22 protein-coding genes are annotated in these 22,373 nt (G+C 57.8%); 11 read left to right on the forward strand and 11 right to left on the reverse strand.

From position 1 onward, the window contains the following. Positions 1-51: 51 nt before the first annotated feature. Positions 52-1,287 (reverse strand): glycosyltransferase, encoded by a 1,236-nt coding sequence (locus CHB83_RS03635; protein ID WP_089331683.1) that lies wholly within the window; start codon positions 1,285-1,287, stop codon positions 52-54. Further along, complete coding sequence (locus CHB83_RS03640; RefSeq protein WP_089331684.1) at positions 1,284-2,318, reverse strand: lysylphosphatidylglycerol synthase domain-containing protein; 1,035 nt, start codon at positions 2,316-2,318, stop codon at positions 1,284-1,286. The genes CHB83_RS03635 and CHB83_RS03640 overlap by 4 nt, the downstream gene beginning before the upstream one ends. A gap of 93 nt (positions 2,319-2,411) precedes the next feature. Between CHB83_RS03640 and ruvC the strand changes: the two genes are divergently transcribed. The 3 genes from ruvC to CHB83_RS03655 all read left to right on the forward strand — a co-directional run bounded on the left by ruvC (position 2,412) and on the right by CHB83_RS03655 (position 4,340). After that, on the forward strand, positions 2,412-3,047 hold the full coding sequence (ruvC, locus tag CHB83_RS03645) for a crossover junction endodeoxyribonuclease RuvC (RefSeq protein WP_045686959.1): 636 nt from the start codon (positions 2,412-2,414) through the stop codon (positions 3,045-3,047). A 93-nt stretch (positions 3,048-3,140) separates the two neighbouring features. Further along, the gene (locus tag CHB83_RS03650) at positions 3,141-3,566 is read left to right on the forward strand and encodes a Fur family transcriptional regulator (RefSeq protein WP_045686958.1); all 426 of its coding nucleotides are present in this window, start codon (positions 3,141-3,143) and stop codon (positions 3,564-3,566) included. 315 nt (positions 3,567-3,881) lie between these two features. Next, the gene (locus CHB83_RS03655) at positions 3,882-4,340 is read left to right on the forward strand and encodes a hypothetical protein (protein ID WP_045686957.1); all 459 of its coding nucleotides are present in this window, start codon (positions 3,882-3,884) and stop codon (positions 4,338-4,340) included. 104 nt (positions 4,341-4,444) lie between these two features. On the opposite strand, the gene CHB83_RS03660 is transcribed toward CHB83_RS03655, so the two are convergent. Beyond that, positions 4,445-5,236, reverse strand: a complete 792-nt coding sequence (locus CHB83_RS03660; protein ID WP_089331685.1) for a PhzF family phenazine biosynthesis protein — start codon at positions 5,234-5,236, stop codon at positions 4,445-4,447. 264 nt (positions 5,237-5,500) lie between these two features. Here CHB83_RS03660 and CHB83_RS03665 point away from each other — a divergent pair, with 264 nt between their 5' ends. The 4 genes from CHB83_RS03665 (at position 5,501) to CHB83_RS03680 (ending at position 9,336) form a co-directional block, all read left to right on the forward strand. Next, complete coding sequence (locus tag CHB83_RS03665) at positions 5,501-6,055, forward strand: RNA polymerase sigma factor (protein WP_089331686.1); 555 nt, start codon at positions 5,501-5,503, stop codon at positions 6,053-6,055. Next, the gene (locus CHB83_RS03670; protein ID WP_089331687.1) at positions 6,048-7,676 is read left to right on the forward strand and encodes an outer membrane beta-barrel protein; all 1,629 of its coding nucleotides are present in this window, start codon (positions 6,048-6,050) and stop codon (positions 7,674-7,676) included. Before CHB83_RS03665 ends, CHB83_RS03670 begins: the two co-directional genes overlap by 8 nt. A 24-nt stretch (positions 7,677-7,700) precedes the next feature. After that, entirely contained in the window at positions 7,701-8,693 is a 993-nt protein-coding gene (locus CHB83_RS03675; protein WP_089331688.1) for a hypothetical protein, read from the forward strand. 124 nt (positions 8,694-8,817) lie between these two features. Next, positions 8,818-9,336 carry a 2'-5' RNA ligase family protein gene (locus tag CHB83_RS03680; protein WP_089331689.1) on the forward strand — a complete coding sequence of 173 codons (519 nt, stop codon included), beginning with the start codon at positions 8,818-8,820 and terminating at the stop codon, positions 9,334-9,336. A 483-nt stretch (positions 9,337-9,819) separates the two neighbouring features. On the opposite strand, the gene CHB83_RS03685 is transcribed toward CHB83_RS03680, so the two are convergent. After that, positions 9,820-10,743 carry a hypothetical protein gene (locus tag CHB83_RS03685; protein ID WP_089331690.1) on the reverse strand — a complete coding sequence of 308 codons (924 nt, stop codon included), beginning with the start codon at positions 10,741-10,743 and terminating at the stop codon, positions 9,820-9,822. 111 nt (positions 10,744-10,854) lie between these two features. After that, complete coding sequence (locus CHB83_RS03690) at positions 10,855-11,286, reverse strand: BLUF domain-containing protein (RefSeq protein WP_089331691.1); 432 nt, start codon at positions 11,284-11,286, stop codon at positions 10,855-10,857. 186 nt (positions 11,287-11,472) lie between these two features. Between CHB83_RS03690 and pncA the strand changes: the two genes are divergently transcribed. Continuing rightward, the gene (gene pncA / locus CHB83_RS03695) at positions 11,473-12,081 is read left to right on the forward strand and encodes a bifunctional nicotinamidase/pyrazinamidase (protein ID WP_089331692.1); all 609 of its coding nucleotides are present in this window, start codon (positions 11,473-11,475) and stop codon (positions 12,079-12,081) included. Positions 12,082-12,103: 22 nt separating this feature from the next. Here the strand turns inward: pncA and CHB83_RS03700 are convergent, their stop codons facing one another. Continuing rightward, positions 12,104-12,541: a BLUF domain-containing protein gene (locus CHB83_RS03700; protein WP_052694885.1), complete on the reverse strand. Its 438-nt coding sequence runs from the start codon at positions 12,539-12,541 to the stop codon at positions 12,104-12,106. 147 nt (positions 12,542-12,688) lie between these two features. Between CHB83_RS03700 and CHB83_RS03705 the strand changes: the two genes are divergently transcribed. Then, positions 12,689-13,792, forward strand: a complete 1,104-nt coding sequence (locus CHB83_RS03705) for a mechanosensitive ion channel family protein (RefSeq protein ID WP_245855270.1) — start codon at positions 12,689-12,691, stop codon at positions 13,790-13,792. A 100-nt stretch (positions 13,793-13,892) separates the two neighbouring features. On the opposite strand, the gene CHB83_RS03710 is transcribed toward CHB83_RS03705, so the two are convergent. Further along, entirely contained in the window at positions 13,893-14,627 is a 735-nt protein-coding gene (locus tag CHB83_RS03710) for an SDR family oxidoreductase (RefSeq protein WP_089331693.1), read from the reverse strand. A gap of 429 nt (positions 14,628-15,056) precedes the next feature. On the opposite strand from CHB83_RS03710, the gene CHB83_RS03715 reads away from it, so the two are divergent. Next, complete coding sequence (locus tag CHB83_RS03715; protein ID WP_089331694.1) at positions 15,057-16,574, forward strand: malate:quinone oxidoreductase; 1,518 nt, start codon at positions 15,057-15,059, stop codon at positions 16,572-16,574. A gap of 98 nt (positions 16,575-16,672) precedes the next feature. Here CHB83_RS03715 and CHB83_RS03720 read toward each other — a convergent pair whose 3' ends face one another. The 3 genes from CHB83_RS03720 to CHB83_RS03730 all read right to left on the reverse strand — a co-directional run bounded on the left by CHB83_RS03720 (position 16,673) and on the right by CHB83_RS03730 (position 19,632). After that, the gene (locus tag CHB83_RS03720; protein WP_082455464.1) at positions 16,673-17,776 is read right to left on the reverse strand and encodes a spore photoproduct lyase family protein; all 1,104 of its coding nucleotides are present in this window, start codon (positions 17,774-17,776) and stop codon (positions 16,673-16,675) included. Between the two features lie 143 nt (positions 17,777-17,919). Continuing rightward, positions 17,920-18,846 (reverse strand): citrulline utilization hydrolase CtlX, encoded by a 927-nt coding sequence (gene ctlX, locus CHB83_RS03725; protein ID WP_089331695.1) that lies wholly within the window; start codon positions 18,844-18,846, stop codon positions 17,920-17,922. Between the two features lie 129 nt (positions 18,847-18,975). Then, positions 18,976-19,632 carry a class I SAM-dependent methyltransferase gene (locus CHB83_RS03730; protein WP_089331696.1) on the reverse strand — a complete coding sequence of 219 codons (657 nt, stop codon included), beginning with the start codon at positions 19,630-19,632 and terminating at the stop codon, positions 18,976-18,978. Positions 19,633-19,954: 322 nt separating this feature from the next. Between CHB83_RS03730 and CHB83_RS03735 the strand changes: the two genes are divergently transcribed. Beyond that, a complete protein-coding gene (locus CHB83_RS03735; RefSeq protein ID WP_089331697.1) occupies positions 19,955-20,674 on the forward strand; it encodes a hypothetical protein in 720 nt (239 codons plus the stop codon). A 74-nt stretch (positions 20,675-20,748) separates the two neighbouring features. Here the strand turns inward: CHB83_RS03735 and CHB83_RS03740 are convergent, their stop codons facing one another. Continuing rightward, complete coding sequence (locus CHB83_RS03740) at positions 20,749-22,005, reverse strand: MFS transporter (RefSeq protein WP_089331698.1); 1,257 nt, start codon at positions 22,003-22,005, stop codon at positions 20,749-20,751. Positions 22,006-22,373: the final 368 nt, after the last annotated feature.

Consider the following 22,373-nt stretch of genomic DNA (forward strand, 5'->3'; position numbering starts at 1 on the left):
CGGCGGATAAGTACGGCGCCAACTGCTAGAAATTCAACTACCCTAGCGGCTTTATTTTACGCTTCGTCCCTTCCACTCGTAGCCGCCGCGCAAACCCAGCAGGCCGGTAGCTACGGCATAGGGAGCGTAGGCGAGCTGAAGCACGGGCACCCAGGCCAGCCAGCCCGGCCGCCCCAAAAACCGTAGCACGGGCCGCAGTAGTAGCACATCGGCGGCTAGCTTGAGCGCCCACGCCAGCGGAGCGAGCCAACTGTATTGCGCACCCGCCAACCAGAGGGCAGCTCCTACCGGAAAGGTAAGGTTGGCGAGCAGCACCAGCACTGCCAGCCGCTGGGGGGCGGCCGCCTGGTAGTGGCGCCACTTGCTGGCCCAGCGCACCCGCTGCCACAGCAACTGACGGAGCGTAGGCTGTGCTGCCGTGCTGACGATAGCGCGCGCGTCGCGCAGAAACCGAATGCCCGTGGGGTACACCTTGTGCAGCTTGTGCAGGAGGAACTCATCGTCGCCGCTGGGTATAGCCTCGTTGCCGCGGAAGCCCTCCACGGCGTAGAAGGCAACGCGGGCATACGCCAGATTAGCCCCGTTGCACATGGTAGGTTGGCTTACACCCACCGATGCGGCCCCTACGCCTACCAAGCCCGCCAACTCCAGGCCTTGCAAGGTAGCTAGCCACCCACTGCCCGTCAGCAGCACTGGGCCGCTTATAAACTGTGTATCTGGATGCTGCTCCAACAGCTCGGCGTAGGCTCGTACCCATCCTACGGGCACGCGGCAGTCTGCATCGGTCAATAAGACCCACGGGGCGCGAGCGACCCGCACGGCAGCCTCTACGGCGGCTTTTTTGCCGGTGCGCCCCCCACCCGATTCGGCGGCCAACTGTAGCAAGCGAAGAGGGAAAGGTACCCGCCGAGTGGCTTCCCGCACAATGGCGGCAGTGGCATCCGTAGAATGGTCGTCCACCACTATCACCTCAAAGCCTCCGGCTATTGCTTGCTGTTGGCCGATGTCGTGGAGTAGCTGCGGAAGCGTAGCAGCCTCATTACGAGCGGCTACCAGAATAGAGAAGGCAAGAGCTTGCTTATCTTTTGGGAGGCTGGGCGTAGCCGCGTGGGGTATCTCCTTAGTGGCGGGCTGGTTCTCATTTGCCCCAGTTTCTACCGTCGGCTGCCCGCCGGCCACGTAGGCAGAGTGCAGCCAGGCGTGCCGTAAGCGTAACATATGGCTCAGGTACACGGCCGCTACGACCACCTGCCCGGCTAGCAAGGTATTCAGCGCCCAATTGCTCATGAGGCCAGGCGTTTAGTACGCTTGCGAAACACCCGCAGCCGCAGCACAAAGGCCAGACCAGTGGCGCTGGGTAGCGCAATATTGAGCACCCACAGGCTCAGGCTGGCGCTTAGCACGGGCAATACGGGCTCACCTAGTAACCCGAACAGGTGCGTAGCCGACAGCTCCCGCACGCCCACGTCAGCCAGTGCATTCAAAGAGGGCACCAGCGACTTAAGCAGGAAAGTACTGGCTATTGCCGCCGCACCCGGCCCCACAGACGCCCGCGACCCATAGGCCCACAGCAGCAAGCCAAACTGGGTACAGAACACTGCGTAGCGCAGGCCCGAGAGCAGCAGGACGGCGTGCAGCGCCCGCGCCGGATAGGTAGGCATGATGGTTAGAAACCGACGAAACCGGCGCAATGGGCGCACTGCCGTAACGGCGGCCACTAGAATGCGGGAGCGGTACAAAGGCAGCAGCACCCCCGCATGGATAAGCAAAGTGGCTACTACTAGCCCAAGCGCGGTGGCGGGGTAGCCGCGCAAGTAAAACCGCAGCAGAAAGTATAGCAGCCCCATCGTACCAGCTAGCACTGTCACTACCAATTGGCAGTAGCGCCCCAGAAACACGGCCCCCAGCGCATCAAGCCGGCGGCTTTTCAATTCAATAATACGGCCGGCATAGTCGCCTACCCGATTGGGCGTTACGAAGCCCAAGGTCAGGCCAACTAACACGGCCCGGAAGCTGCGCGCAAACGATACGGGTTCCAAGTGGCGGGCTAGGCGCCACCACTTCCAGGCCTCAACCCCCCAATTGACGGGCACCAGGGCCAGGGCGAGCAGTACAGGCCCGCGCCCTTCCCCACTTAGCGTACGCGCCAGCAGCCCACGCCAAGCGGCAGCCGTGTCGGCGTCTTGAAACACGGAGTGCCACAGCAGCCCCAGCGTAAGCAGCGTCACGACTAGCTTGCCTCCCACAACGAGCCAGCGCCGACGGTGGGTAGCACGTTCCGGCTTTTGGGCGTAGTTTTGTAGAAGGTGGTCGGGCAAGACGAGGATGTGCTAGGCTGGAATACAGGCGGCAAGTTACCGCCGGAAAGTCAACGGCGCACCTGCTCCCTACTCCCACCACTCCGTACGCGCATGATTCTGCCCCTGGCCTCTACCGATTTACTTCCCAAAGTCATCATGGGTGTCGACCCTGGCACCCAGATTATGGGGTACGCCGTGATTGAGGTGCAAGGCCAGAAAGTGCGCGTGCTCCGCTACGACGTCATCGATATGAAGAAGCTGGGCACCAACCATGCCCTCAAGCTTAAGCGTATTTATGAGCGTATGACGGAGCTGATTGAGGAATTTTTGCCCGACGAGCTAGCCATTGAAGCACCGTTTTTTGGGGTGAACGTGCAAAGCATGCTCAAGCTAGGCCGGGCCCAGGGGGTAGCCATTGCGGCGTGCCTTTCCCGCCAGATTCCCTACGTAGAGTACGCTCCTACCAAGGTAAAACAGGCCGTAACGGGGTCGGGCAACGCGACCAAAGAGCAGGTGGCGCACATGCTTCGGCAGACGCTGGAACTACCGCCCATTGAGGAAGCACCTAAGTTTCTGGACGCTACCGATGCCCTGGCCGTGGCAATGTGCCACCACTACCAGAAGGGCAACAACGCGAAAGCCGGCGGCAAAAGCTGGGGCAAGTTCTTAGCCGACAACCCCGGCAAGTTGGCCGCTCCAGTAGCTGGTAAGAAAGCTACGGCCGTTAAAAAGAAGCCTGCCGCCTAGCCCTACACGCCCAGCGGAACCCGGTTCCGCTGGGCGTAGTTAGCGCACGTAACAAGTGGCGCGGCCATCCATTCCCCGTATCTTTGTTTTGTCATGCCTAGTCCCGACCGTATTTCCCAGACCCTTACCAGCCACGAGCTTCGCCAGACGCCCGTGCGGCGCGCTGTACTGCAAGTGCTGTTGGATTCTTCCTACGCACTGTCCGGCCACGAAATCGAGGAGCGAATCGGTGCCGACACTGATCGGATTACGCTGTATCGGACGCTCAAAACCTTCGAGGACAGTGGCCTAATTCACCGTGTAGTTGACACCAGCGACATTGTGCGCTACGCCTCCTGCTCTATAGAGTGCAGCGCGCACGAGCACTTCGACAACCATGTGCACTTCAAATGCACCAATTGTCATCACATCTACTGCCTTAATCAGGTAGCCATTCCGGCCGTGACGCTGCCCGCTAAGTTCGAGGCTAAAACCCGCGACTATCTGCTGGCAGGAGTGTGCCGAGAATGCACGCCGTAATACCAGTATTTTCTGCTTTTCTTGAAGCCAACCTTCCACTACACCATTGGGAGGTTGGCTTTTTTATTTTACCCCAGTTGTGCAGCTAATAACTGAAAACTATATTTTATCAATTATGAAACATTGATGCATTTACAAACAGTTATTTATGCAACAATATTGCATAATCAAGAACAAGGGCTTAGCACCCGATAAAAGGACATTTACCTATTCACAATCTGTCACTTTCCGTCTGGCCAGCAATTTTTTAGCCGCTCTACCACAATTATAGATAGCATTATGCAAAGTACACCTTCACCGTTTTCATTCGTTTATATGCGCTATCTACTTCTTGTTTGCTTACTAGTAGCAGCGGCCTTGCCAGCCTGGGCGCAAGACAACGTAGTGGGACGCTGGGCGCTGGAACTCATTTCCTATGAAGCCCGACACACCCTACCCGACTCCTTGGTTGAGAAGCTGTACCACAGCCCAGCCGGCGAAACCAACAATGCCATCAGGAACGGCACCCTCACCGTTCAGGTAGAATACCGAGCCGATGGCACGTACAACTACTCTATGCAACGCCGCCTGGAGGCCCAGCCTTACTACACGGAGCACGGCCGCTACTCCGTGCAAAACGGCGTGCTGCGTAGCTATGCCACCGCGCAGGATGCCGCGGCGGCCGACGCCCAAACCATCATCCGATTGAACCGCAAACTACTAGAGGTTGAGTTTCCAATCTGGGCGCCGGAGCTACACGTGTTTGAGCAGTTACGGTACCGCCGCCTGCCCTAGTCCCTCCTTCGCAAGCCATTGCCCGGCCGCACTGCTTCCTGCATAACAACCCGTGAGCGGGTACCCAATAAAGAGACAGGTAGTGGTGCGTGGCAGCCGAAGACCTACACCTCAATTTCGCCGCGCAGGTACGTAACGGCGTGGCCGCTCATCAGCACCCGGTCGCCGCTCAATTCACACCATAAGTCGCCCCCACGGGCCGATACCTGGCGGGCATGCAAAACGGTTTTGCCGAGCCGCTCGGCCCAGTAGGGTACCAGGGTGGTATGAGCCGACCCCGTAACGGGATCTTCGGGCACGCCCACGCGGGGCCCAAAGAAGCGCGATACAAAGTCGACGCCATCGGGGCCGGGCGCAGTAGCAATAACGGCCCGGTAGTCTACTTTGGCTAAGTGGCTCATATCTGGGTGCAGGGCCCGCACTTCCGCTTCCGTGGCAAAGAGGCACACCAAATCGGGCCCAGCCAGAATGGCAAGTGGGGTAGCGCGCAGGCCATCGAGCAAGCCCTCCGGGTGGTTGTGGATAGGATGCGGAGGCCGGGCCGGGAAGTCGAGGGTGAGGCGGCCCTCCGTGCCTTGGCTTACGCGCAATGGGCCGCTTTTAGAATGAAACACAATTTCCGGCCCTTGGAAGCTGAGGTGATGGTAGAGCACGTGAGCAGACGCCAGCGTGGCGTGCCCACAAAGCTCTACTTCCACAGCGGGCGTAAACCATCTGATTTCGTACTCGGCGCCCTGAAGAGGCACAAAAAAGGCCGTTTCAGCTAGATTATTTTCGGCGGCAATGGCCTGCATGGTTTCGGCAGGTAGCCAGCTTTCAAGCGGGCACACGGCGGCAGGATTACCGGCAAATGGCCGGTTGGAGAAAGCATCGACCTGGTAAATGGGCTGGGACATGGGCAGAAGAGAAAAGCAACCAGAGTTGAAAGTGGTACAGCGAAGCTAGATATTGCTTGGGATATTTTGCGCGCAATAGGCCAGATACCCCCATTATCAATACTTATCTCATTACCTAAGCCAGCCCTATTCGCTACTTGCGGCGGGCAGAAAGCAGGGCCCTCAAGTATTTCTTAGCTCCCACGCAACGCCTACCCGGGTCCGGCGGTCATGGGGGCATAACGCTAGCGTACGACATCCTGATTATATCTATTGCAGCTGCCTATGGCTGATTCTCTCGACGCGATTCTGGATGGCTGCCGCCGGGGTCGGCCGTCGGCCCAGCGCGCGCTATACGACCACCTAGCGTACCGACTGATGGGGGTGTGCCTGCGCTACTGCCCTAGTCGGGTAGAGGCCGAAGACGCACTGCAACTCACCTTCGTGAAAATATTTACCCGCCTTGACCAATTCCGTGGTCAGGGACCTTTTGAAGCATGGGCGCGGCGCATTGCCGTGACTACCTCTCTCAACCTGTGGCACCAGCACCAGCAGCGCGGCCATCAGGTAGATACTGATGAGGCTCACGACTTACACCAAACCGATGGCACTCCCTTCGACCAGCTTTCCGCAACCGACTTGGTGCGCCTGATTAATACTCTGCCAACGGGCTACCGCACAGTGCTCAACCTCTACGCCGTCGAAGGCTATACGCACGCCGAAATCGGGAAGCTCCTGGGTATTTCGGAGGGCACCAGCAAGTCGCAGCTCTCGCGGGCACGCCGCCTTTTGGAGGAACGGCTGCACGCGCAAGCCAATATTTCTCCCTACCATGACTGAACGCGAATCGGAACAATTCTACGACGACCTGCGGCGCAAGCTGGAGGACTACGGCAGTGCGCCGCCCGAATCGGTGTGGGCCGGCATTCGGGAGCAGGTGCCTGTGCGTCGCCGCCGTTGGGGGCGGGGCGCGGTGCTTGCGGTGTTGGTTGTATTGATAGCCACCGTTGCGTACGTCGCTATTGGCCCTTCTTTCTGGCGTACGGGCTCCCTTACCCCAGTCTCGACTACTAAACCCACAAGCGTTACTTCCCGCCAGCCTGTTGCTACTGGGGCACCTACTGCGGGTACCGCCCCAAATTCAGCATCGCCCGCGACAACAATTTCTCCCAACGGTAGCAGGACTACTGCACCCGATGCAACAGTAGGTATGGGTATTGCTTCCGCCTCCCAACGCCCCCCGCTGAAACTAGCTACTACACCAGAAGTTTCCTCTTCTCATGAAGGGAAGATGGGTACCCTAGCGGGGCAGCCTGCCCCTACCCTACCCAAAGTAGACACAACCTCTACATCGGGCACGAAGGGCCGCTATGTTGCCGCAGTCGGTAAACCTGCTGGTAAGCTGACCCCGCACGAAACAGCCCGAACAACTCCGCTAGTAGCTTCCCAGGGAGCTGCCCGCCAGCGGCGCCGCACCAAGGCTTTACTAGCTGTTAGCCATCCTGAGCGTGGGGAAACTCGCCCGAGTGGTCGGCAGCATGCAGCACCGCAGCCCACCCTGCCTTCTCTTACTGCTACCATCAATTCTCACTCGGCGGCTACCTTATCTACCTCAGCAGCTCAGCCGGAAGCACGCAGTGTGCTATCTGTTACTAGGCCTAGTAGCCACTACCGGCTGGGGTTAGCGAGAGCCTCCGTAAGCGCACCGGGTAGCCAGGAGCGGCTAGCCTTGTTGCTGGTGCGGCTGCAAGTACCGCAGGTATCAGCTCCGCAGTTGGCGTATGCCGTTGCGACCGAAAGAAAGGCGCAGCAGCTTCCCAAGCAGAACTGGAGCGTGCAGTTGCTAGCTGGCCCTACCCTATCGTATCGAACCTTAGGCAGTGGCGCCCAGCAAGTGGAAGAGCTAGAGCGGCCTGCCGCGGGCTTCGGGGGCCAACTCAGCCTGACGCGGGCCATTACTCCGCGCTTTTCCGTAAGCGGCGGCCTGGGCTACGCCAGGTTTGCCTCACGCCTGCACCTGCGTATTCAGAAGCCCGCTAGCTTGACGGCAGCAGCTAGCTCCCGCACCGTAGACTTCCGCAACTACTTCCGCTTGTTTACTCTGCCCTTAGAAGCCCAGTACCAGGTAGGCAGCACCCACCGCTGGCGTTATGGGGTGCAGGCGGGGGCAGTGCCCGCGCTTCTCTTTAGTGCCCGCACTACTGAGGGTACGGCCTGCAATTGCCAACAGCAACAGTGGCAGCCCAACGACAGCACGGGCCTTGGCCGCCTCAATCTGACGTTTACGGCGGGAGCCTCGGTAAGCTACCAAGCCATGCCGGGAGTATGGCTGATGCTTCGGCCCCAAGCACAGTACTTCTTTACTTCTATTACTGACCCCGCCTACGGCCGGGCGCCGCGGCGTCCTTGGAGCGTAGGTATCCAGGGGGGCATCTCTGTTGAGCTTCCTTTTAAACGATAACCTACTTATTAACCCAACGCTTTTATGAAACGCATCCTCACTTACGCCCTATTCTTAGCTTTTCCTCTGTTCAGCAACTGCCAGAAGGAAGCTGATGCTATTGTGTGTGAAGACCCTGCTTCTCCAGTGGCCAATAGCATCAGCGCGGTATTGCAGGAGCACCGCGTGCCTACCCAGAAATTTACCGTGCAGCCCAGGGTGACTACTATCTTAACCACGGCCAAGGGCGCCACTATTTACGTTCCCAGCGGACTACAGCGCGTAGATGGCACCGCTCTTTCGAATAACAGTATTCAGGTAGAAGTGCAGGAAGTGACCACGCGGAGTGAAATGGTCTTCATGCAGCTACCCACTGTCTCCTATGGGCGGGCGCTAGAATCGGGGGGCATGTTTAATATCCGCTTTTCTCAGGATGGCCAACCCCTACAGTTAGCCGCGGGCACCAAGCTGAATCTAGTGACTGTGAAGCCGGGCGCAACCAGCTCATCGGCCAACATGGAGCTGTTTACGGCCCTCCCCGATAGTGCCGTGCGCCAGCAAGTAGGTGGATGGGCTCTGGCACCCACCACCGGTCAGCCAGATACCAGCCGGCTTGTTACCCAAACTACTCCCGCCGGCAACACCCAGTATTTTGTTTCGCTGAACAGCTACCTATACAACACCAACCGTACTAGTCTTAACTGGATTAACTGTGACCGATTTATTGGAATGGCTACCACCAACGTGGAGGTAGAAGTGCATGCAACCGATATAACCCTCGACAATACGCAGGTAATGCTAGTGCTAAACACGTTCAACGGTATGCTCTACGCCTTTCGCAGTTTCTCTAATTCCTCGACGTTTTTTTCTAACGCTATACCCTTGGGCAGCACCGTTACGGCAGTAGTCTTACGGCGAGAAAACAACCAGCTGTACTTCGGCAAGCAAACTGCCAACGTGGGTCCCAGCCATACCTTCAGGCCCACCTTACGCCCCGTGACGGAAGCCGAACTGGTAGCGGAGATTCAGGCGCTGTAGTGCCTCACACAATGGAGCGTCGTGGAGAGGCATGAGGCCTTACACGACGCCCGTTGTTTTTGTTCTCCCGTGGGGCTTCGCCTTGCTAGATGCGAACTACGTATAGGCAGTTTTCCTCCGTACTATGCTTGCGCCTACTTCTGCTCCGCTTATTCTCACTCTCAGCCTCGATGAAGCCGCGCAGGCTCACTTTGATGCCCTGCGCCAGCGCTACTTCCCGCCGGAGCGGAATTATCTGCGCGCCCACGTAACCTTATTTCATCACTTGCCTGGCTCAGAGGCGTCTGCCATTGCAGACCACCTCACGCACGTAACGACTACTACCCCGCAGTTGCCTCTTCAGGTAACGGGCCTGCGCTTTCTGGGCCGGGGCGTGGCCTACGACCTGCACAACCCCGAGCTACCTCGCTTGCACCAGCAATTGCAAGCCGCCTGGACTGGCTCGCTTACCCCCCAGGACCAGCAGAAGCTTAAGCCTCACATCACCGTACAAAACAAGGTAGACCCGGCCGAGGCCCGCGCCCTCCACCAAAAACTTACCGAAGAGTTTGCGCCCTTCCAGGCCACAGGAACGGGCCTCACGCTGTGGGCCTACAAAGGCGGGCCTTGGGAAAAGCTCCACCAGTTCCCCTTCGGGGCGTAGTCCGCCGTGAAAGTAGCGCTGCAACCACGACGCGCATATGGGCGTCGTAGTCAGCAAGCTTCATCTTGCCAGGGGCTGATGCTGAATTTTAGGTTGCCTACTACCTGCAAAAAGTGCAGTTCATTGAATCCCTAGGCGTAGCGAGGTACTTCCAGCTGGTCGCGCAGCGTGGCCCACATGCCCACCTCGGGTACTTGGCGGGCTGCTGGTTCCGTACCGGCGCCCCCGCCGCCACCAATTGAAAGAAGTAACCCACAATTTGGAAACCCGCCGCCTAGGCCGGCTTAATGTATCGGGCTCGCTCAACAGCAGTGGGGTTTGTATTGTCGATAACGCAGCGCATTTGGGTATCTAGGCACAGGGCCAGCAAGTGCCGCTCCCGGTTGCGCACGGGCGAGTGGAAGAACTGCTGCTGATAGAAAGCAGACTTGCCGGTGGCCTGAATTCGGGCGAAAACAATGAGCTGCAGATGTTCCCGGTCGCTTATTTCTTGCGCGCAGTAATGGTATGCGTTAGGGCTTTGAACTGGGTGAGAGCAGCTTCATACTCTTGGCGGGCTAAGCCCTGCATGGCTACCGCCGTATTGCCGATGATGGTGACTTGCTGGTAGAGAAGCACCCGCTGCCCCTGCATTTGGCCGAAACCTTCTGTTTCGTAGGTCAGCAAGTCGTTCACCTTGGCAGATGACATTTTGCGAGGCGTGAAGCCCGTGAAGCCGAACCGATCTAGCCCACGCAGCAGCTCGTTGCTGATGGAAGCGGCCGTAAGGGAGGGGTTGTAGGGCAAGGGTGTAACGGTGAGCAAAGGCTCCATACCGTAGTCGTCCTTGCGCTGGCCACCGGGGGCATACACGTAGAGGTTGCCGCTCGCTTTGGCAAAGGCCAGGCTCGACTTTTTCTCGTCGAAGGCAAATACGGCGCGCGCAAATGGGTCAGAAGCCAGATTTTTCTGGTAGGCGGCCGTCAGGAGTGCCTCCCGGACGGCCGTGCCCGTGGCCGCATCGGCGGCGGGGTAAATCCCTACTAGCTGCACGGCAAACGTGGAGTCGCCAAACATAAGCTGGGCCGACTCCTGCGTGGGAGTGGTTTGCACACGGGCCAGGCGGGCGGGGTAGCCCTGCACCGTCAGCTCCTGGTAGTCTAGCACCTTCGTGCCGCGAGCTTCAAACCGAGCCTTGCTAAAGGAGGCCGCGTTTTTGTAGTAGTTGCCGCCCACCAAGTCAAATACCTGAATGGCAGCATCGCCCTTGCGCACTCCCGTCAGCCCGGGGGCAGGATTAAATCCGGCGGGTGGCACCAGCACCACGTGGGTGCCCGGAATAAGACGAGGAAGAGCTTGTTGGGCCCGAACGGTGGTAGCACCCCACAGCAAAGCCCCCGGAAGCAGCAAGAAAAACGAAACGCGCATTGTACTCATAGCAAACCAGTGATGCTATCCAGCCCCAAAAGGTTGTCAGCAGGGCGCAAGGTAGGCAGGAATGCGAGGCAAATGCGCAACAACTCCCGTGGGGGACCCTACCTAGTATACCTGTTCCCTGGCATCCTTCGCAAAGGAATGCAGCAAGCTAGCCAACTCATCATCGCACCCCATGGTGCGGGTTAGCAGCTCACCCGACGTTTGGGTGTTCAAGTAGCCAGCCACCTGGGTAAGCGCTACCGGCCCAGTGGCAGCAAAACCCATGGCCCAGGAGGCAAAATACCGCCGCGGGATAGGACCATCGGCCAGCTTTTGCACATAGGCGTGGCGCGAGTCCTGCTCTATTACTTCGTACAAGGACCGTACTGTGGCTTCCTCCCCCTCAATAACTTGCAGAAATTGTCCTTCACTATACAACAGCAGCCCGGTTATACCGCAATGGCGGTTTTTAGTTCGGGCTTGCTCTAGCATTATACGCAAATCCTCCTCCGACAAATTAATACTCTCAATACTCTGATAAATAATATGATACATAAACTAAATAAGATGAACTAAGTACGTTAGCGAAGGCAAAAATGGTATTTCACGTGGCGAGTATAAATTCTTTCCGTGGGAATCCATTGTCCTATTTTGCAAACCATCGTACGTTGCAGCTGTCCGGTCTTGCGAAGCAACAACCGGGTTTGCTTACCACGTGTTTTTTATCACTCATGCCAACCCATGCGCACTCTTCTGCTAGTTGATATTCAATATGATTTTCTGCCGGGTGGCTCGCTAGCCGTAGCCGGTGGCAACGAGGTTATACCGTTGGTGAACCATTTGCAGCCGCAGTTTGAGCTGGTAGTAGCTACGCAAGACTGGCACCCGGCTGGCCATAAAAGCTTCGCGAGCCAGCACCCAGGCCATCATGCCTTCGACCAGATTGACTTGCACGGCTTGCCCCAAACCCTGTGGCCTGACCACTGCGTGCAGGGTACCCGAGGTGCCGAGTTTTCGTCTGACCTCGACCAAAACCGGATTGAGGCCATTTTTCGCAAAGGCACTACGCCCGAAATAGACTCCTACAGCGGATTCTTCGACAATGGGCACCGGAAAGCTACTGGGCTGGCGGACTACCTACGCGGGCGCGGCGTAACGCAGGTATACCTAGCTGGCTTAGCCGCCGATTTTTGCGTGTACTTTTCCGCCAAGGATGCCCTAGAGCAGCAATTTGAGGTTTTCTTTCTGGAAGACGCTACCCGCGCTATTTCGGCAGAAGGCTACCAGCAAGCGCGCGCCGACTTACGCAGTCGCGGCGGCAAAGTACTTACCAGCACAGAGCTAGGGTAGCGTAATTTGCTTCTGCAGATGGCTAGTGGCTTGTCGGCTGGGAGGCCACAAAATCTTCTAGCAATTGCAGCAGTTCAGGGCTGGTGTTGTGGGCACGAGGCAGCAGAAAGTGCCGCCGTTGTGGGTTGATGTAGCCCACTAGAGGCGCAAAATCTTGGGGGCTAACGGAGGCAAATCCCATGCTCCAGTCGGGAAAGGAGCGCCGGGCAACTGGCCCTGCCATGAGGGTTTCTACCTGAGTATGGCGGGGATCCTGCTGGATGACTTCGTAGATAGTTCGCACCGCCGTTTCTTCTCCCTCCAGCACCTGAATAATGCGCTGCTGGCTGTACAACAGGAGGCCCGAAATGCGTTGGGCTTCGTTCTTGGAGCGAGCCTGTTCGAGCAGCGCAGCCAGCTGGGCTTCACTTAGCTGCTGAGTTGCTACGCTGGTATAGGTAATCTGATACAAGCTCATCATCTAACCCGTGTTACGTGGAAATAATACGCTAGGTTGGTGTGCCAGCATCAAGCTCAACAGCCCATTTGCTCGGTTTCGTTCAACCTTTGCGTACCGTTCGGGGTACATCTGGCTGAATCCTCTACTGCCTGCGCCTGACCTTACCGCATGGACCATTTTCCTGACCTTACCGACCACCTACGCTTTCTTCTGCAAACGGCAGGCATCATTGCCGCTAGCTTATTTGGGGGCTGGCTAGTGAAAGTCATCATTTTTGCCTTACTCAATGCCTACAACCGGCGCGAACAGACCCTGCTCACCCAGTCCGTTGCGCGCCACTTGAACAGCCCGAGTGCTTGGTTTTTTCCCGTCTTGGCGCTGTCGTTCATGCTCCCGCTTACGCCCCTGGAGGACCGCCCCTTCGAGGTAGTGCGGCGCCTGGTAGAAACCGCCCTGATTGCCACCTTTGCCTGGGGCCTCGTGAAGACGGTAGACGTAGCCCAGGACCTAGTGGAAGAGCACTACCGCCTCGACCAGGATGATAATTTTCGGGTGCGGAAGCTGTTCACGCAGCTGCAATTTGTCAAGAAGCTGGCCGTTACGCTCATCATCTTTGTGGCTACTGCCTTGGTTCTGATGAGCTTTGCTACGGTTCGCAAAATTGGTACTGGCTTGCTCACTTCGGCCGGTATTGCCAGCGTAATTATTGGCTTCGCGGCTCAACGCTCCCTCAGCAACTTGCTGGCGGGCTTTCAGATTGCCTTTACTCAACCCATTCGGCTGGATGACGTGCTGGTGGTAGAGGGCGAATGGGGACGGGTTGAGGAAATTACTTTCACGTATGTAGTACTGCGCATTTGGGATGAGCGTCGACTGGTACTCCCGCTCAATTACTTCATAGAGAAGCCCTTTCAGAACTGGACGCGCTCTACATCTCAACTGCTAGGCACCGTGTTTTTGTACACCGATTATACCATCCCTGTTGATGCCGTGCGGGCGGAGCTTCAGCGCGTGGTAGCAAGCCACCCGCTTTGGGACCGGCGCGTGTGCTTGCTACAGGTTACTGATTCCAAGGAACGTACCTTGGAGCTACGCTGCCTGATGAGTGCTGCCAACTCCAGCCAAGCTTTCGATTTGCGCTGCGCCGTGCGCGAGCAGTTGATCAAGTTCATTCAGCAGCAGCACCCTACTAGCTTGCCCAAAACCCGCTCCGTAGTGGAACCCACCGACCAACCCTTCACCCTGGACCCTACCGTGGATATGGCTGGATAAGAAGCTGTAGTAGCTAGCATTTAAAAAGCGAGGGAATGGCGAAGGCGCAAGTGCCTTCGCCATTCCCTCGCTTTTTTCTACCCTGAGGAGGGTATTGCACTTACCGGTTGTTCATGGCCGCAACGCGGGCGTCAATCTGCTCCCGGGAAGCACGGCGAATTTCTTCGGAGGTGCCGTAGCCTACCTCCTGCTCGCCGGCGGCCAGGCGCGCCATTACGGAGTCGGCAAAGTCGTTTACGGGCACTCCCCACGTGTGGAGGCCAGCGCCGCCCAGGTCGGTATTCACTGCGGGGGGCACTATTTCCAGCACCTGAATGGGAGTAGCGGCCAGCTGATGACGCAGGGAAATAGTGAAGGAATGCAATGCAGCCTTCGTGGCGCTATAAATGGGAGCCAGCGCCATGGGCGCAAACGCCAAACCCGACGTGACATTGATAATTGCGGGGTTTGGTTGCTCCCGCAGATGCGGAATAAACAACGTAGCTAAATGAATGGGCGCCTCCACGTTGATGAGCAGTTCTTGGCGGCGCACTTCCCAGGCCTCGTCGTCGGCAAGCTGAATGCGGCGCTGCACCCCAGCGTTGTTTACCAGCACATTTAAGCGAGGGAAAGCCTGCTGCACCCACTCAAGTAGCGCCACGCGCTCGGCTGCCACCGCCACGTCGCACACCCGGGTGTGCAGGCCGGGTAGGTGCTGCTGGGCTTCCAGAAGTTTGTCTTCCCGACGGCCACACACGATGACGGTGCTTCCGGCCCGCTGAAACCGCTCGGCTAGCGCCAGCCCAATACCGGACGCCCCGCCCGTAATCAATACCGTGTTTTCTGCCAGATTCATAGGATGAGGGGATAGTAGATGAAGTTTCAGCACGTAGTAACTCCCCACGCGCCCATTTGGTTAGCTGTGCGGCTTGGCCGGCGCAGCTACGGCCGATAGCACCTGCTAGCAGATACTATCTTACGTCCGCCTACTTAGGGTAGCCTACTGGCAAAACTTCCTGGTACTATGGTAGCTAGCATGGAACCGAGGCAAGCCGCCCCATTGTTGGTACGTGCTGCCTGCGCGGGCCGACATCACAGGGCCGTGGTTTCTACCATAGAAATGACATAGCGCAGGCCGTATATTGCGCAAAACAAGCTGTTATAATCCTCACGTACGCATTTCTTACACGAAGTCGGCGGCTAATTTTTTTTGGGTTCCCTACCGAAACAGAAGCCACCTTTTCCAACTTTCACCGTACTTCGTTAGTCCTTTTCCTGATTACGCATGAGTACGACCGAACCTGCTGCTGGCCTTTCCGCTGATGTTGTGCTGATTGGCGCCGGCATTATGAGTGCGACACTGGGCATGATGCTCAAGGAGTTGCAACCCGACCTCACCATTGCCATTTTCGAACGTCTCGATGTGGCCGCCGCCGAAAGCTCCGATGCCTGGAATAATGCAGGCACGGGCCATTCCGCCTTCTGCGAGCTAAATTATACGCCTGAAAAGCCCGACGGCAGCATTGACACTAGCAAGGCCATCAAGATTGCCGAGCAGTTCGAGCAGTCAAAGCAGTTCTGGTCGTTTCTGGCGGAGAAATACGAAGTGAAGGAGCTTAGCCGCTTCATCAATCATATTCCGCACCTGAGCTTTGTGTGGGGCGATAAGAACGTAAACTTTCTGCGCAAGCGTCACGCTGCCCTCACCCAATCGCCCTTGTTCAAGGGCATGGAGTACACCGAAGACCGGGACCAGATGGAGCAGTGGATGCCCTTGGTAATGGATGGGCGCGACCCCAACCAACCCGTGGCCGCTACCCGCATGGATCTGGGCACCGACGTAAACTTCGGCTCCCTAACGCGCGGCATGTTTACGCTGCTGCAGGAAAAGCCCGGCGTATCGTTCTACTTCCACCACGACGTAGAGAAGATCAGCCGCAAGGAAGACAGCCGGTGGCGTCTTAAGGCAAAAGACCTGTCTACTGGTGCGGCGGTAAAAATCCGTGCGCCCTTCGTATTCATTGGCGCCGGAGGGGGTTCGTTACCTCTCCTAATTAAGTCAGGCATTCCAGAGGGCCAGGGTTTTGGCGGCTTCCCGGTGAGTGGACAGTGGCTGAAGTGTGTGAATCCCGAGGTAATTGCGCGTCACCACGCTAAGGTGTACGGCAAAGCCGCGGTGGGCTCTCCGCCCATGTCGGTGCCTCACCTCGACACGCGCGTTATCAATGGCAAGCAGGAATTGCTGTTTGGTCCGTATGCGGGCTTCAGCACCAAGTTCCTGAAGCAGGGCTCCTACCTGGATCTGCCCCTGTCGGTGAAGCTGAGCAACATGCGCCCCATGATTATTGCGGGCCTAAAGAATATTCCCCTCACGAAGTACCTTATCAACCAGGTGCGCCAGTCGCCGCAAGACCGGCTGGAGGCCTTGCGCGAGTATCTACCAGAAGCACGCGCCGAGGACTGGCAGCTGGAAATTGCAGGTCAGCGGGTGCAGGTTATCAAGAAGGATGAAAAGCAAGGCGGGGTGCTGGAATTTGGTACCGAGGTAGTAGCCGCCGCCGATGGCTCTATTGCCGCGCTGCTAGGTGCTTCGCCCGGTGCGTCCACGGCTGTGAGCATTATGGTTGGGCTGGTGCAGCGCTGCTTCCCAGCTCAGGCTGCTACGCCCGAGTGGCAAGCCAAGATGCGCGAGATGATACCTTCCTTTGGGCTAGATTTGAATGCCAATCCGCAAATGGTAGCGGAGCTTCGCAGCCGCACCAGTGCGGTGCTGGGTCTCAAAGAAGCTTCACCGGCTGCTTAGTTGGATTTCAGAACAAGGTGATAACGCAAAAGCCCCTAGTAATACTAGGGGCTTTTGCCTTGTTGATACTAACCTAGTTTGTAGTCAGCCGGGCTCTACTAGGTCCAGTACAGCAGCGGAGCGTTGGGAAAGCGCTGCTGCCACTCATGGTAAAAGAACTCTTTCAGCTGACGCATATCCGTGGGCTGGTACACGTACTTAGTTCCCCCGAACTTATTCCGCTTCACGGCGCGGGTAGCTTCCTCCAAGTCCAGGGAGGTATTGGGATACCACTGCAGCAAGACGTCCTTAGAGCCGGGCGTAAAGCGGTGGGTAATGCACTCAGCCGTCAGGTCGCAGGGGAAGTCGAGGGTAGCGTGCAGCCTGTCCAGCAACGACCGATACTCCTGCTCCCAGTTAGGAATGGGCATAATAGGCGCCAGCACCACCCCCACCGGGTAGCCGCCCCCACCCTGCTCCCGCGGCAACGCCATCTGGCGCAATGCCTGCAAACGAGCCTCCACGGACGCCGTACCACCTTCTAGCTTGCGCACGGCCGGTTCGGCATTCAGGCTGAAACGGGCACGGGTGTGCCCATTGTGCGGCACCGCCAGCAGCGAGTCAACATGGTCGTACTTGCTCACGAAGCGCAACCGGGCACCTTCGCGCTGCCCGTAGTAGCGAATACACTCCGCCAAGCTGCCCGTCAGGTGCTCAATGCCGAGTACATCGGTGTAGCAGCTTACCTCAAAACTCGTGACGCGGCCCGGCTGCTCGTACGTGGCCGTGTTCTGCAACAGCTGAGGCAGATTGGCAAACACCTTTACCACCGGCGGCCCCGCCAAGCTACCCGCCAAGTAACAGTACTGGCAGTGGGCCGGGCAGCCCTCAGCTAAGTTCATTTGCCAGTCGGCGGAGGGTGGAGTGGGCTGCAAGCGTAAGGCGCTAGGCGGAGCGCACACCACGGCCAGGGTGCTTTTGGCCCGGCGGTATGTCTCACGCGGGTCTTCACCACGCACGCCGGTTAGACGGTTGCTTTTCAGCAGTTCTACTTCCAGCCCGTGGCGGGTAACGCGCTCCAGGATTTGCTGTCCGAAAGGCTGGTTTAGGGCATCGGGCGTGAATACTACGCGCTTCGGCAGCCACACTTTGGCGCTGTGCTGACGCACTTCGGGGGTTGGGGCAAGAATATCGAGCGAGGGAAACAGCTGGGTTTGGGTCATAGCTAGTTATAACACTACAGCCCCCAGGATAGCTCCCGTAAAACCCATAAAACACGAGAATGTAGCAGTTTATTCTCTCTGATTATGAGCAACATACTAATAATTCAAAAGAATTTTTCACTACTTGACTCGGCAGTTCACAATCAGTTCTTTCGGGGCAAGAATACTTCGGCCAGCATGCAGCGCACACTCCCCCCGCCAATAGTTTCAATGGTAGGAATAGCCAGCGGAACCAGCTCGCAGTAGCGGGCCAAGATTGCACACTGCTGGGGCGTCAGCGCATCGTACGCACGCTGCGACAGCGCCAACAGCTCCGGCCCATCACCGGCGGGCTGCAGCGTAAGCATATTGCCCGCAAAGCAAGCCGCTTGGGCCAGCGTAATGGCCACTAGCTCGTGCCCAGTGCTAGCCAGAGAAGCCGTTATGGTAGCGCGCTCTTGCGCATCAGGAATGCTTTCCAGGCATATCACGGCGAAATGCGTCCCAATGCACATCATTACGTTGGTGTGGTAGATGGCCTGCCCGTGGGTATCCTCGGCGTGGAAGGTGACTGCCTGAAAACCAAGGCGAGCCGTTACTTGCAGCAGCAGCTCCGCGTCAGTGCGCACCGACAAGCACGCGTAGGCAATCCGATGTTCATGGTCGAAGATGATACTACCCGTACCCTCCAGAAAGCGGCCCTGAGTTTCGTACGCCGATACATCGTGTACCTGGCGAATATGAAACTGCGCGCCCAGTGCAGCTACAATATCCGAGCGACGCTCGGGGCGGCGGTTGGGAGCACACATGGGGTAGAGCAGCGCAGTGCCATCCGCGTGCAGGGTCAGCCAGTTGTTGGGAAACACGGCGTCGGGCTTTGGAGGCTCGGGCGTGTCCTCGAACACGAGGACCTGCACCCCCTTGCTCCGTAGCGTCAACACGACTCCGTCAAACTCGGCCGCCACCTGGCTTTGCAGGTCCTCCATGCTCAACCCGCTCACCAATTGCTGAAAAGAGTTAGAGGATGCCGTTTCGACGTTGAAGCCGAAGCGGGCGGGACGAACTACAAAAACGGTACTGGCAGATTGCATAGAGTAGGGTGGATAGAGACTGATAGGTAGGCAAGAAAACACGCCAACAGCAGAGCAGATGGAAGAAATTTTAGCGCACAATCATCCTGGCGAATGATAGCAACGGGTCCTTCCGTTTTCTCTCTTGTGCTACCCCCCTGCTGGCGCAGAACCAGCCCAGGCAACAACGGCAAATAAGGGGTCGGATACTCCAGCGGGTTGGGGGCTACGGTCGAGGAGTTGGATGGCGTGCCAGCCCCCGGCGGCTTCCAAAAAGCGTTGCACCAGCGCTAGGTGGCCGCGGCTGTCCAGGGCATGCCAGACGGCAATAGCCTTGCTCGGGAAGCACCGGTTGGAAAAGGTAATAACCAAGGGCGCCCCAGGCTTCAGCACCCGGCTTAGCTCGCGCAGTACCGCTACGGGCTGAGTCAGGTAGTCGATAGAAACGCAAATAGCGGCGCCCGCAAACTCGGCGTCGGCAAATGGCAAGGTGGGCCGCTGATTGAGGTCCTGCACTACGTAGCTCGTCAGCCGAGGATTAGCACGCAGCTCCGCGTCGTTCATGCCCAGGCCTACCACCCGATGGTAGGCCACTTCCGCCGGCAGGTGGCTAATCCAGCTGCTCATCAGGTCTAGCAGAGTGCTACCTGCCGGAAAGTACTCCCGGTATAGCTGCGTAACGGCCTCAATGGCGGCATCGTCTATGTGCGTGACGAAGCGCGGAAAGTGGTAGAAGTTTGCGTCCGGAGTTTCGTCTTGGCGGCGGAAGGCACCGGCAGGAAAGTCGGAGGTGGTGTCTTGGTTCATTGGGCGGGGCAGGGAATAGTGGCGCTTACTTCCCTATACGAGCAGTGGCGAGAGGCGGGCACGCCAGCACGCAACGCAGCTACTTGCCTGTGGGTAGCACTCCAAGAATGGTGGCTGGGCGGGCTCATCTTCCGTCTTTTAACGACGGTTGCCGGCTTCAAACCTCCGCGCGAGTTGACGCCAGCTTCCCGGTCAGCTTCTGATAAGCAAGGAGTAGTATACAGCCGTGTTCTGCTCGCGGGCGGGTATTATACAGTAGAAATTCCCGTTATCTTGGGGCCTCACGCTACTCCTAATTGTATCGCTAATTTTTGTGTCAGTTATGCGTCTTTCTGCCCTACTCCTGCCCGTACTGGTGGCTACTGCCCAACTTGCCCAAGCGCAGCAGGCCAGCCCCGAGCAGTCCGGCGCGGCCGGCCAATCCAACCTGGATGCCTTGGCTACCGGTGCTCCGGCCCCGCTGTATTTAGGCCGCAACGATGGCGTAGTGGGAAACCCTTACGTGGATGCACGCTGGCTGCCCGGGCAGCTGACTACCAAGAATAACACGCCCCTGGCAGTGGTACCGCTCAAGTATGACGTATTCAACCACCGCATTCTGATGCGCAAACACGGCACTACTGACTCGCTACAGCTCGATGACCGGTACGTGACCAGTTTTACCTTGCAGGTGCCGGCGGCGAGTGGCATGCCTGCCCGGCAGCGGACCTTTCGGCGGTTCACGGAAGCACCTCTCCCGAATCAGAGCAGCGACTTTGTGGAAGTATTACACACCGGGCGCTATGAGCTGCTAAAGCACTACGTTATGCACGTGCGCAAAGCCCCGGCCCACACGGGCTACGGCGTGGAAAGCAAGGGTGCCGAACTGGAGGACAAAAGTGAATACTTTCTGCGGCGGCCCAACGCTCAACTTGTTCCCGTTAAGCTAACCAGTAAGAGCATACTAGCAGCGGCCCCGGATTTGGCTAGCGCGCTTAAAAGTGCCTCGCCCAAAACCGAGCTAGAATGGACCAACGCCCTGCAGCTTGCCGACCCTCGCTAAATTCTCCCGGCTGATTTGCCGACCACTATGCTAGGCAGCAGAAGTGGTCATGGCGCCCCATCGGGACGGGTGTTTTAGTGGCTGCCAGCAAGGGCTTCTTTCCGGCCTGTTCCAGTTTCGCGCAACAGCAGCCCCGCCAGGAGAGCCAAGCTGGTAGTACCAACCCAGAAGAAGCCACCGGTGTGAAAGTGAGCAACTGGGTCGGTGGCGCTTCCGAGGGTTTGCCCGTACAACCGCGCAAACAGAGGGCCGAGTACGGCCGTCACGCCAAAGGTGAGAAAGTTCATAGCTCCGGTGGCACTACCTTTCACGTGGTCAGGATTGGCTTCTTTGATGATGGAATACGGAATCATGGCCGCTCCGGAAGCCACGCCAAAGAGGAAAAGACTGACGTACAGGGGCATGACATTGGGCAAGTACAGCTCCTGTAAGCCCATGAGAATCATGCCAGCGGCCCCGGCAAACAGGACTGGCTTGCGGCGGCCCAACCGGTCGGCAGCCCACCCTAGCAGCGGGCAGCCAACTACCCAACCCAGGGGCACCATGGAGCACGCCCATGCCGCTGCCTCGAAGCTCATTTTCTGATCTTGCTGCAAGGACGCTACGCCCCAGTTCATGGCGAAGATGGTAGTAGGAGCAAACAGCAGACCCGCAATCAGACCGCACAGGTAAGACTGTGAATTGCTAAATACAATCTTATAGGGCTGCAGCAGCCCCGTGCTGGGCGCTACTGGCTGGGCTTGGGTGGGCGCATCATTTGGCGTGACGAAATACAAGGCCAGCCCCGTAGCAAGGTTGGCCAGGCCCATCACTAACCAGTAGGTGCGAACATCGAAGCCTCCGTGAATTAGCGGACCCGCCAGTGACTGGCCCAGGGCGCCCCCCAGCATGCCCAAGCACTGCGTAGCGCCAATGGCCGTAGCCAAAGACCGAGCCTGAAACCCGCGCGAGGCCAAGTACACCGAGCCGGTGAAGGCAACTGCCGAGCCCGCTCCTTGTAGCAAGCGCCCACTATTGCCGGCTACCGTGCCGGGCACCGCAAACAGCAAACACCCCAGAGCCACAATTGCCACCCCCGTTGGTAAGGCGTATTTGGCTCCCGTCCGGTCTAGGGCAATGCCGGCTACCAGCCCCGCCAAGGAATACGTGTAGTAATACGTACCGAGAATAGTGCCTACCTCCACATTGCTAACCCCAAACACGCCAGCCAGCTCCGATATCATCACCGCTGGCCCCGAGCGCACAGCGTACTCCAGAAAATAGAAAATCAGGGAAAACACCCAGGCTATAATGTAGGGCTTGGTGGAGCGGTGGCTTCTAGTTACGTCCATGCAGTAAGGTTAGCTAGTATCTGGGTGCAGCACCAGGAGCACTGGCACCCACGCAGCCCGGCGAGGAGCGGCGTAAAGATTGATGTATGGATAGTTACCCGGGCGGCAACCCGATTGTTTTGCTAGTTCTGGTGTGGCACCCACTCAATCGGAACCTTGGGTGGGTATGGCCCTCACCACAGCAACGCTGTAAAACACCTCTATACAGACTGACTTTCCCTACCGATTTCTCCCCCCTCTAGCTTGACTACTAAGCTCGACGGCACAACTACCAAGGGGCTATTGCGGTATTACTAGCGGCCCGCAGGCACGCTACTCTTTCTCTAATACGGAAGCGGCCTGCTCAACCGCCAGTATCATTCGCCTGC

This window comes from Hymenobacter mucosus (assembly GCF_900188255.1).
In the GTDB taxonomy this organism is placed as follows: domain Bacteria; phylum Bacteroidota; class Bacteroidia; order Cytophagales; family Hymenobacteraceae; genus Hymenobacter; species Hymenobacter mucosus.

Excerpts from the sequence above, each read along its gene's own strand:
- CHB83_RS03635 (WP_089331683.1), bottom strand. The coding sequence starts at position 1,287 with ATGAGCAATTGGGCGCTGAATACCTTGCTAGCCGGGCAGGTGGTCGTA.
- ruvC (WP_045686959.1), top strand. The coding sequence starts at position 2,412 with ATGATTCTGCCCCTGGCCTCTACCGATTTACTTCCCAAAGTCATCATG.
- CHB83_RS03650 (WP_045686958.1), top strand. The coding sequence starts at position 3,141 with ATGCCTAGTCCCGACCGTATTTCCCAGACCCTTACCAGCCACGAGCTT.
- CHB83_RS03655 (WP_045686957.1), top strand. The coding sequence starts at position 3,882 with ATGCGCTATCTACTTCTTGTTTGCTTACTAGTAGCAGCGGCCTTGCCA.
- CHB83_RS03660 (WP_089331685.1), bottom strand. The coding sequence starts at position 5,236 with ATGTCCCAGCCCATTTACCAGGTCGATGCTTTCTCCAACCGGCCATTT.
- CHB83_RS03665 (WP_089331686.1), top strand. The coding sequence starts at position 5,501 with ATGGCTGATTCTCTCGACGCGATTCTGGATGGCTGCCGCCGGGGTCGG.
- CHB83_RS03670 (WP_089331687.1), top strand. The coding sequence starts at position 6,048 with ATGACTGAACGCGAATCGGAACAATTCTACGACGACCTGCGGCGCAAG.
- CHB83_RS03675 (WP_089331688.1), top strand. The coding sequence starts at position 7,701 with ATGAAACGCATCCTCACTTACGCCCTATTCTTAGCTTTTCCTCTGTTC.
- CHB83_RS03680 (WP_089331689.1), top strand. The coding sequence starts at position 8,818 with ATGCTTGCGCCTACTTCTGCTCCGCTTATTCTCACTCTCAGCCTCGAT.
- CHB83_RS03685 (WP_089331690.1), bottom strand. The coding sequence starts at position 10,743 with ATGCGCGTTTCGTTTTTCTTGCTGCTTCCGGGGGCTTTGCTGTGGGGT.
- CHB83_RS03690 (WP_089331691.1), bottom strand. The coding sequence starts at position 11,286 with ATGTATCATATTATTTATCAGAGTATTGAGAGTATTAATTTGTCGGAG.
- pncA (WP_089331692.1), top strand. The coding sequence starts at position 11,473 with ATGCGCACTCTTCTGCTAGTTGATATTCAATATGATTTTCTGCCGGGT.
- CHB83_RS03700 (WP_052694885.1), bottom strand. The coding sequence starts at position 12,541 with ATGATGAGCTTGTATCAGATTACCTATACCAGCGTAGCAACTCAGCAG.
- CHB83_RS03705 (WP_245855270.1), top strand. The coding sequence starts at position 12,689 with ATGGACCATTTTCCTGACCTTACCGACCACCTACGCTTTCTTCTGCAA.
- CHB83_RS03710 (WP_089331693.1), bottom strand. The coding sequence starts at position 14,627 with ATGAATCTGGCAGAAAACACGGTATTGATTACGGGCGGGGCGTCCGGT.
- CHB83_RS03715 (WP_089331694.1), top strand. The coding sequence starts at position 15,057 with ATGAGTACGACCGAACCTGCTGCTGGCCTTTCCGCTGATGTTGTGCTG.
- CHB83_RS03720 (WP_082455464.1), bottom strand. The coding sequence starts at position 17,776 with ATGACCCAAACCCAGCTGTTTCCCTCGCTCGATATTCTTGCCCCAACC.
- ctlX (WP_089331695.1), bottom strand. The coding sequence starts at position 18,846 with ATGCAATCTGCCAGTACCGTTTTTGTAGTTCGTCCCGCCCGCTTCGGC.
- CHB83_RS03730 (WP_089331696.1), bottom strand. The coding sequence starts at position 19,632 with ATGAACCAAGACACCACCTCCGACTTTCCTGCCGGTGCCTTCCGCCGC.
- CHB83_RS03735 (WP_089331697.1), top strand. The coding sequence starts at position 19,955 with ATGCGTCTTTCTGCCCTACTCCTGCCCGTACTGGTGGCTACTGCCCAA.
- CHB83_RS03740 (WP_089331698.1), bottom strand. The coding sequence starts at position 22,005 with ATGGACGTAACTAGAAGCCACCGCTCCACCAAGCCCTACATTATAGCC.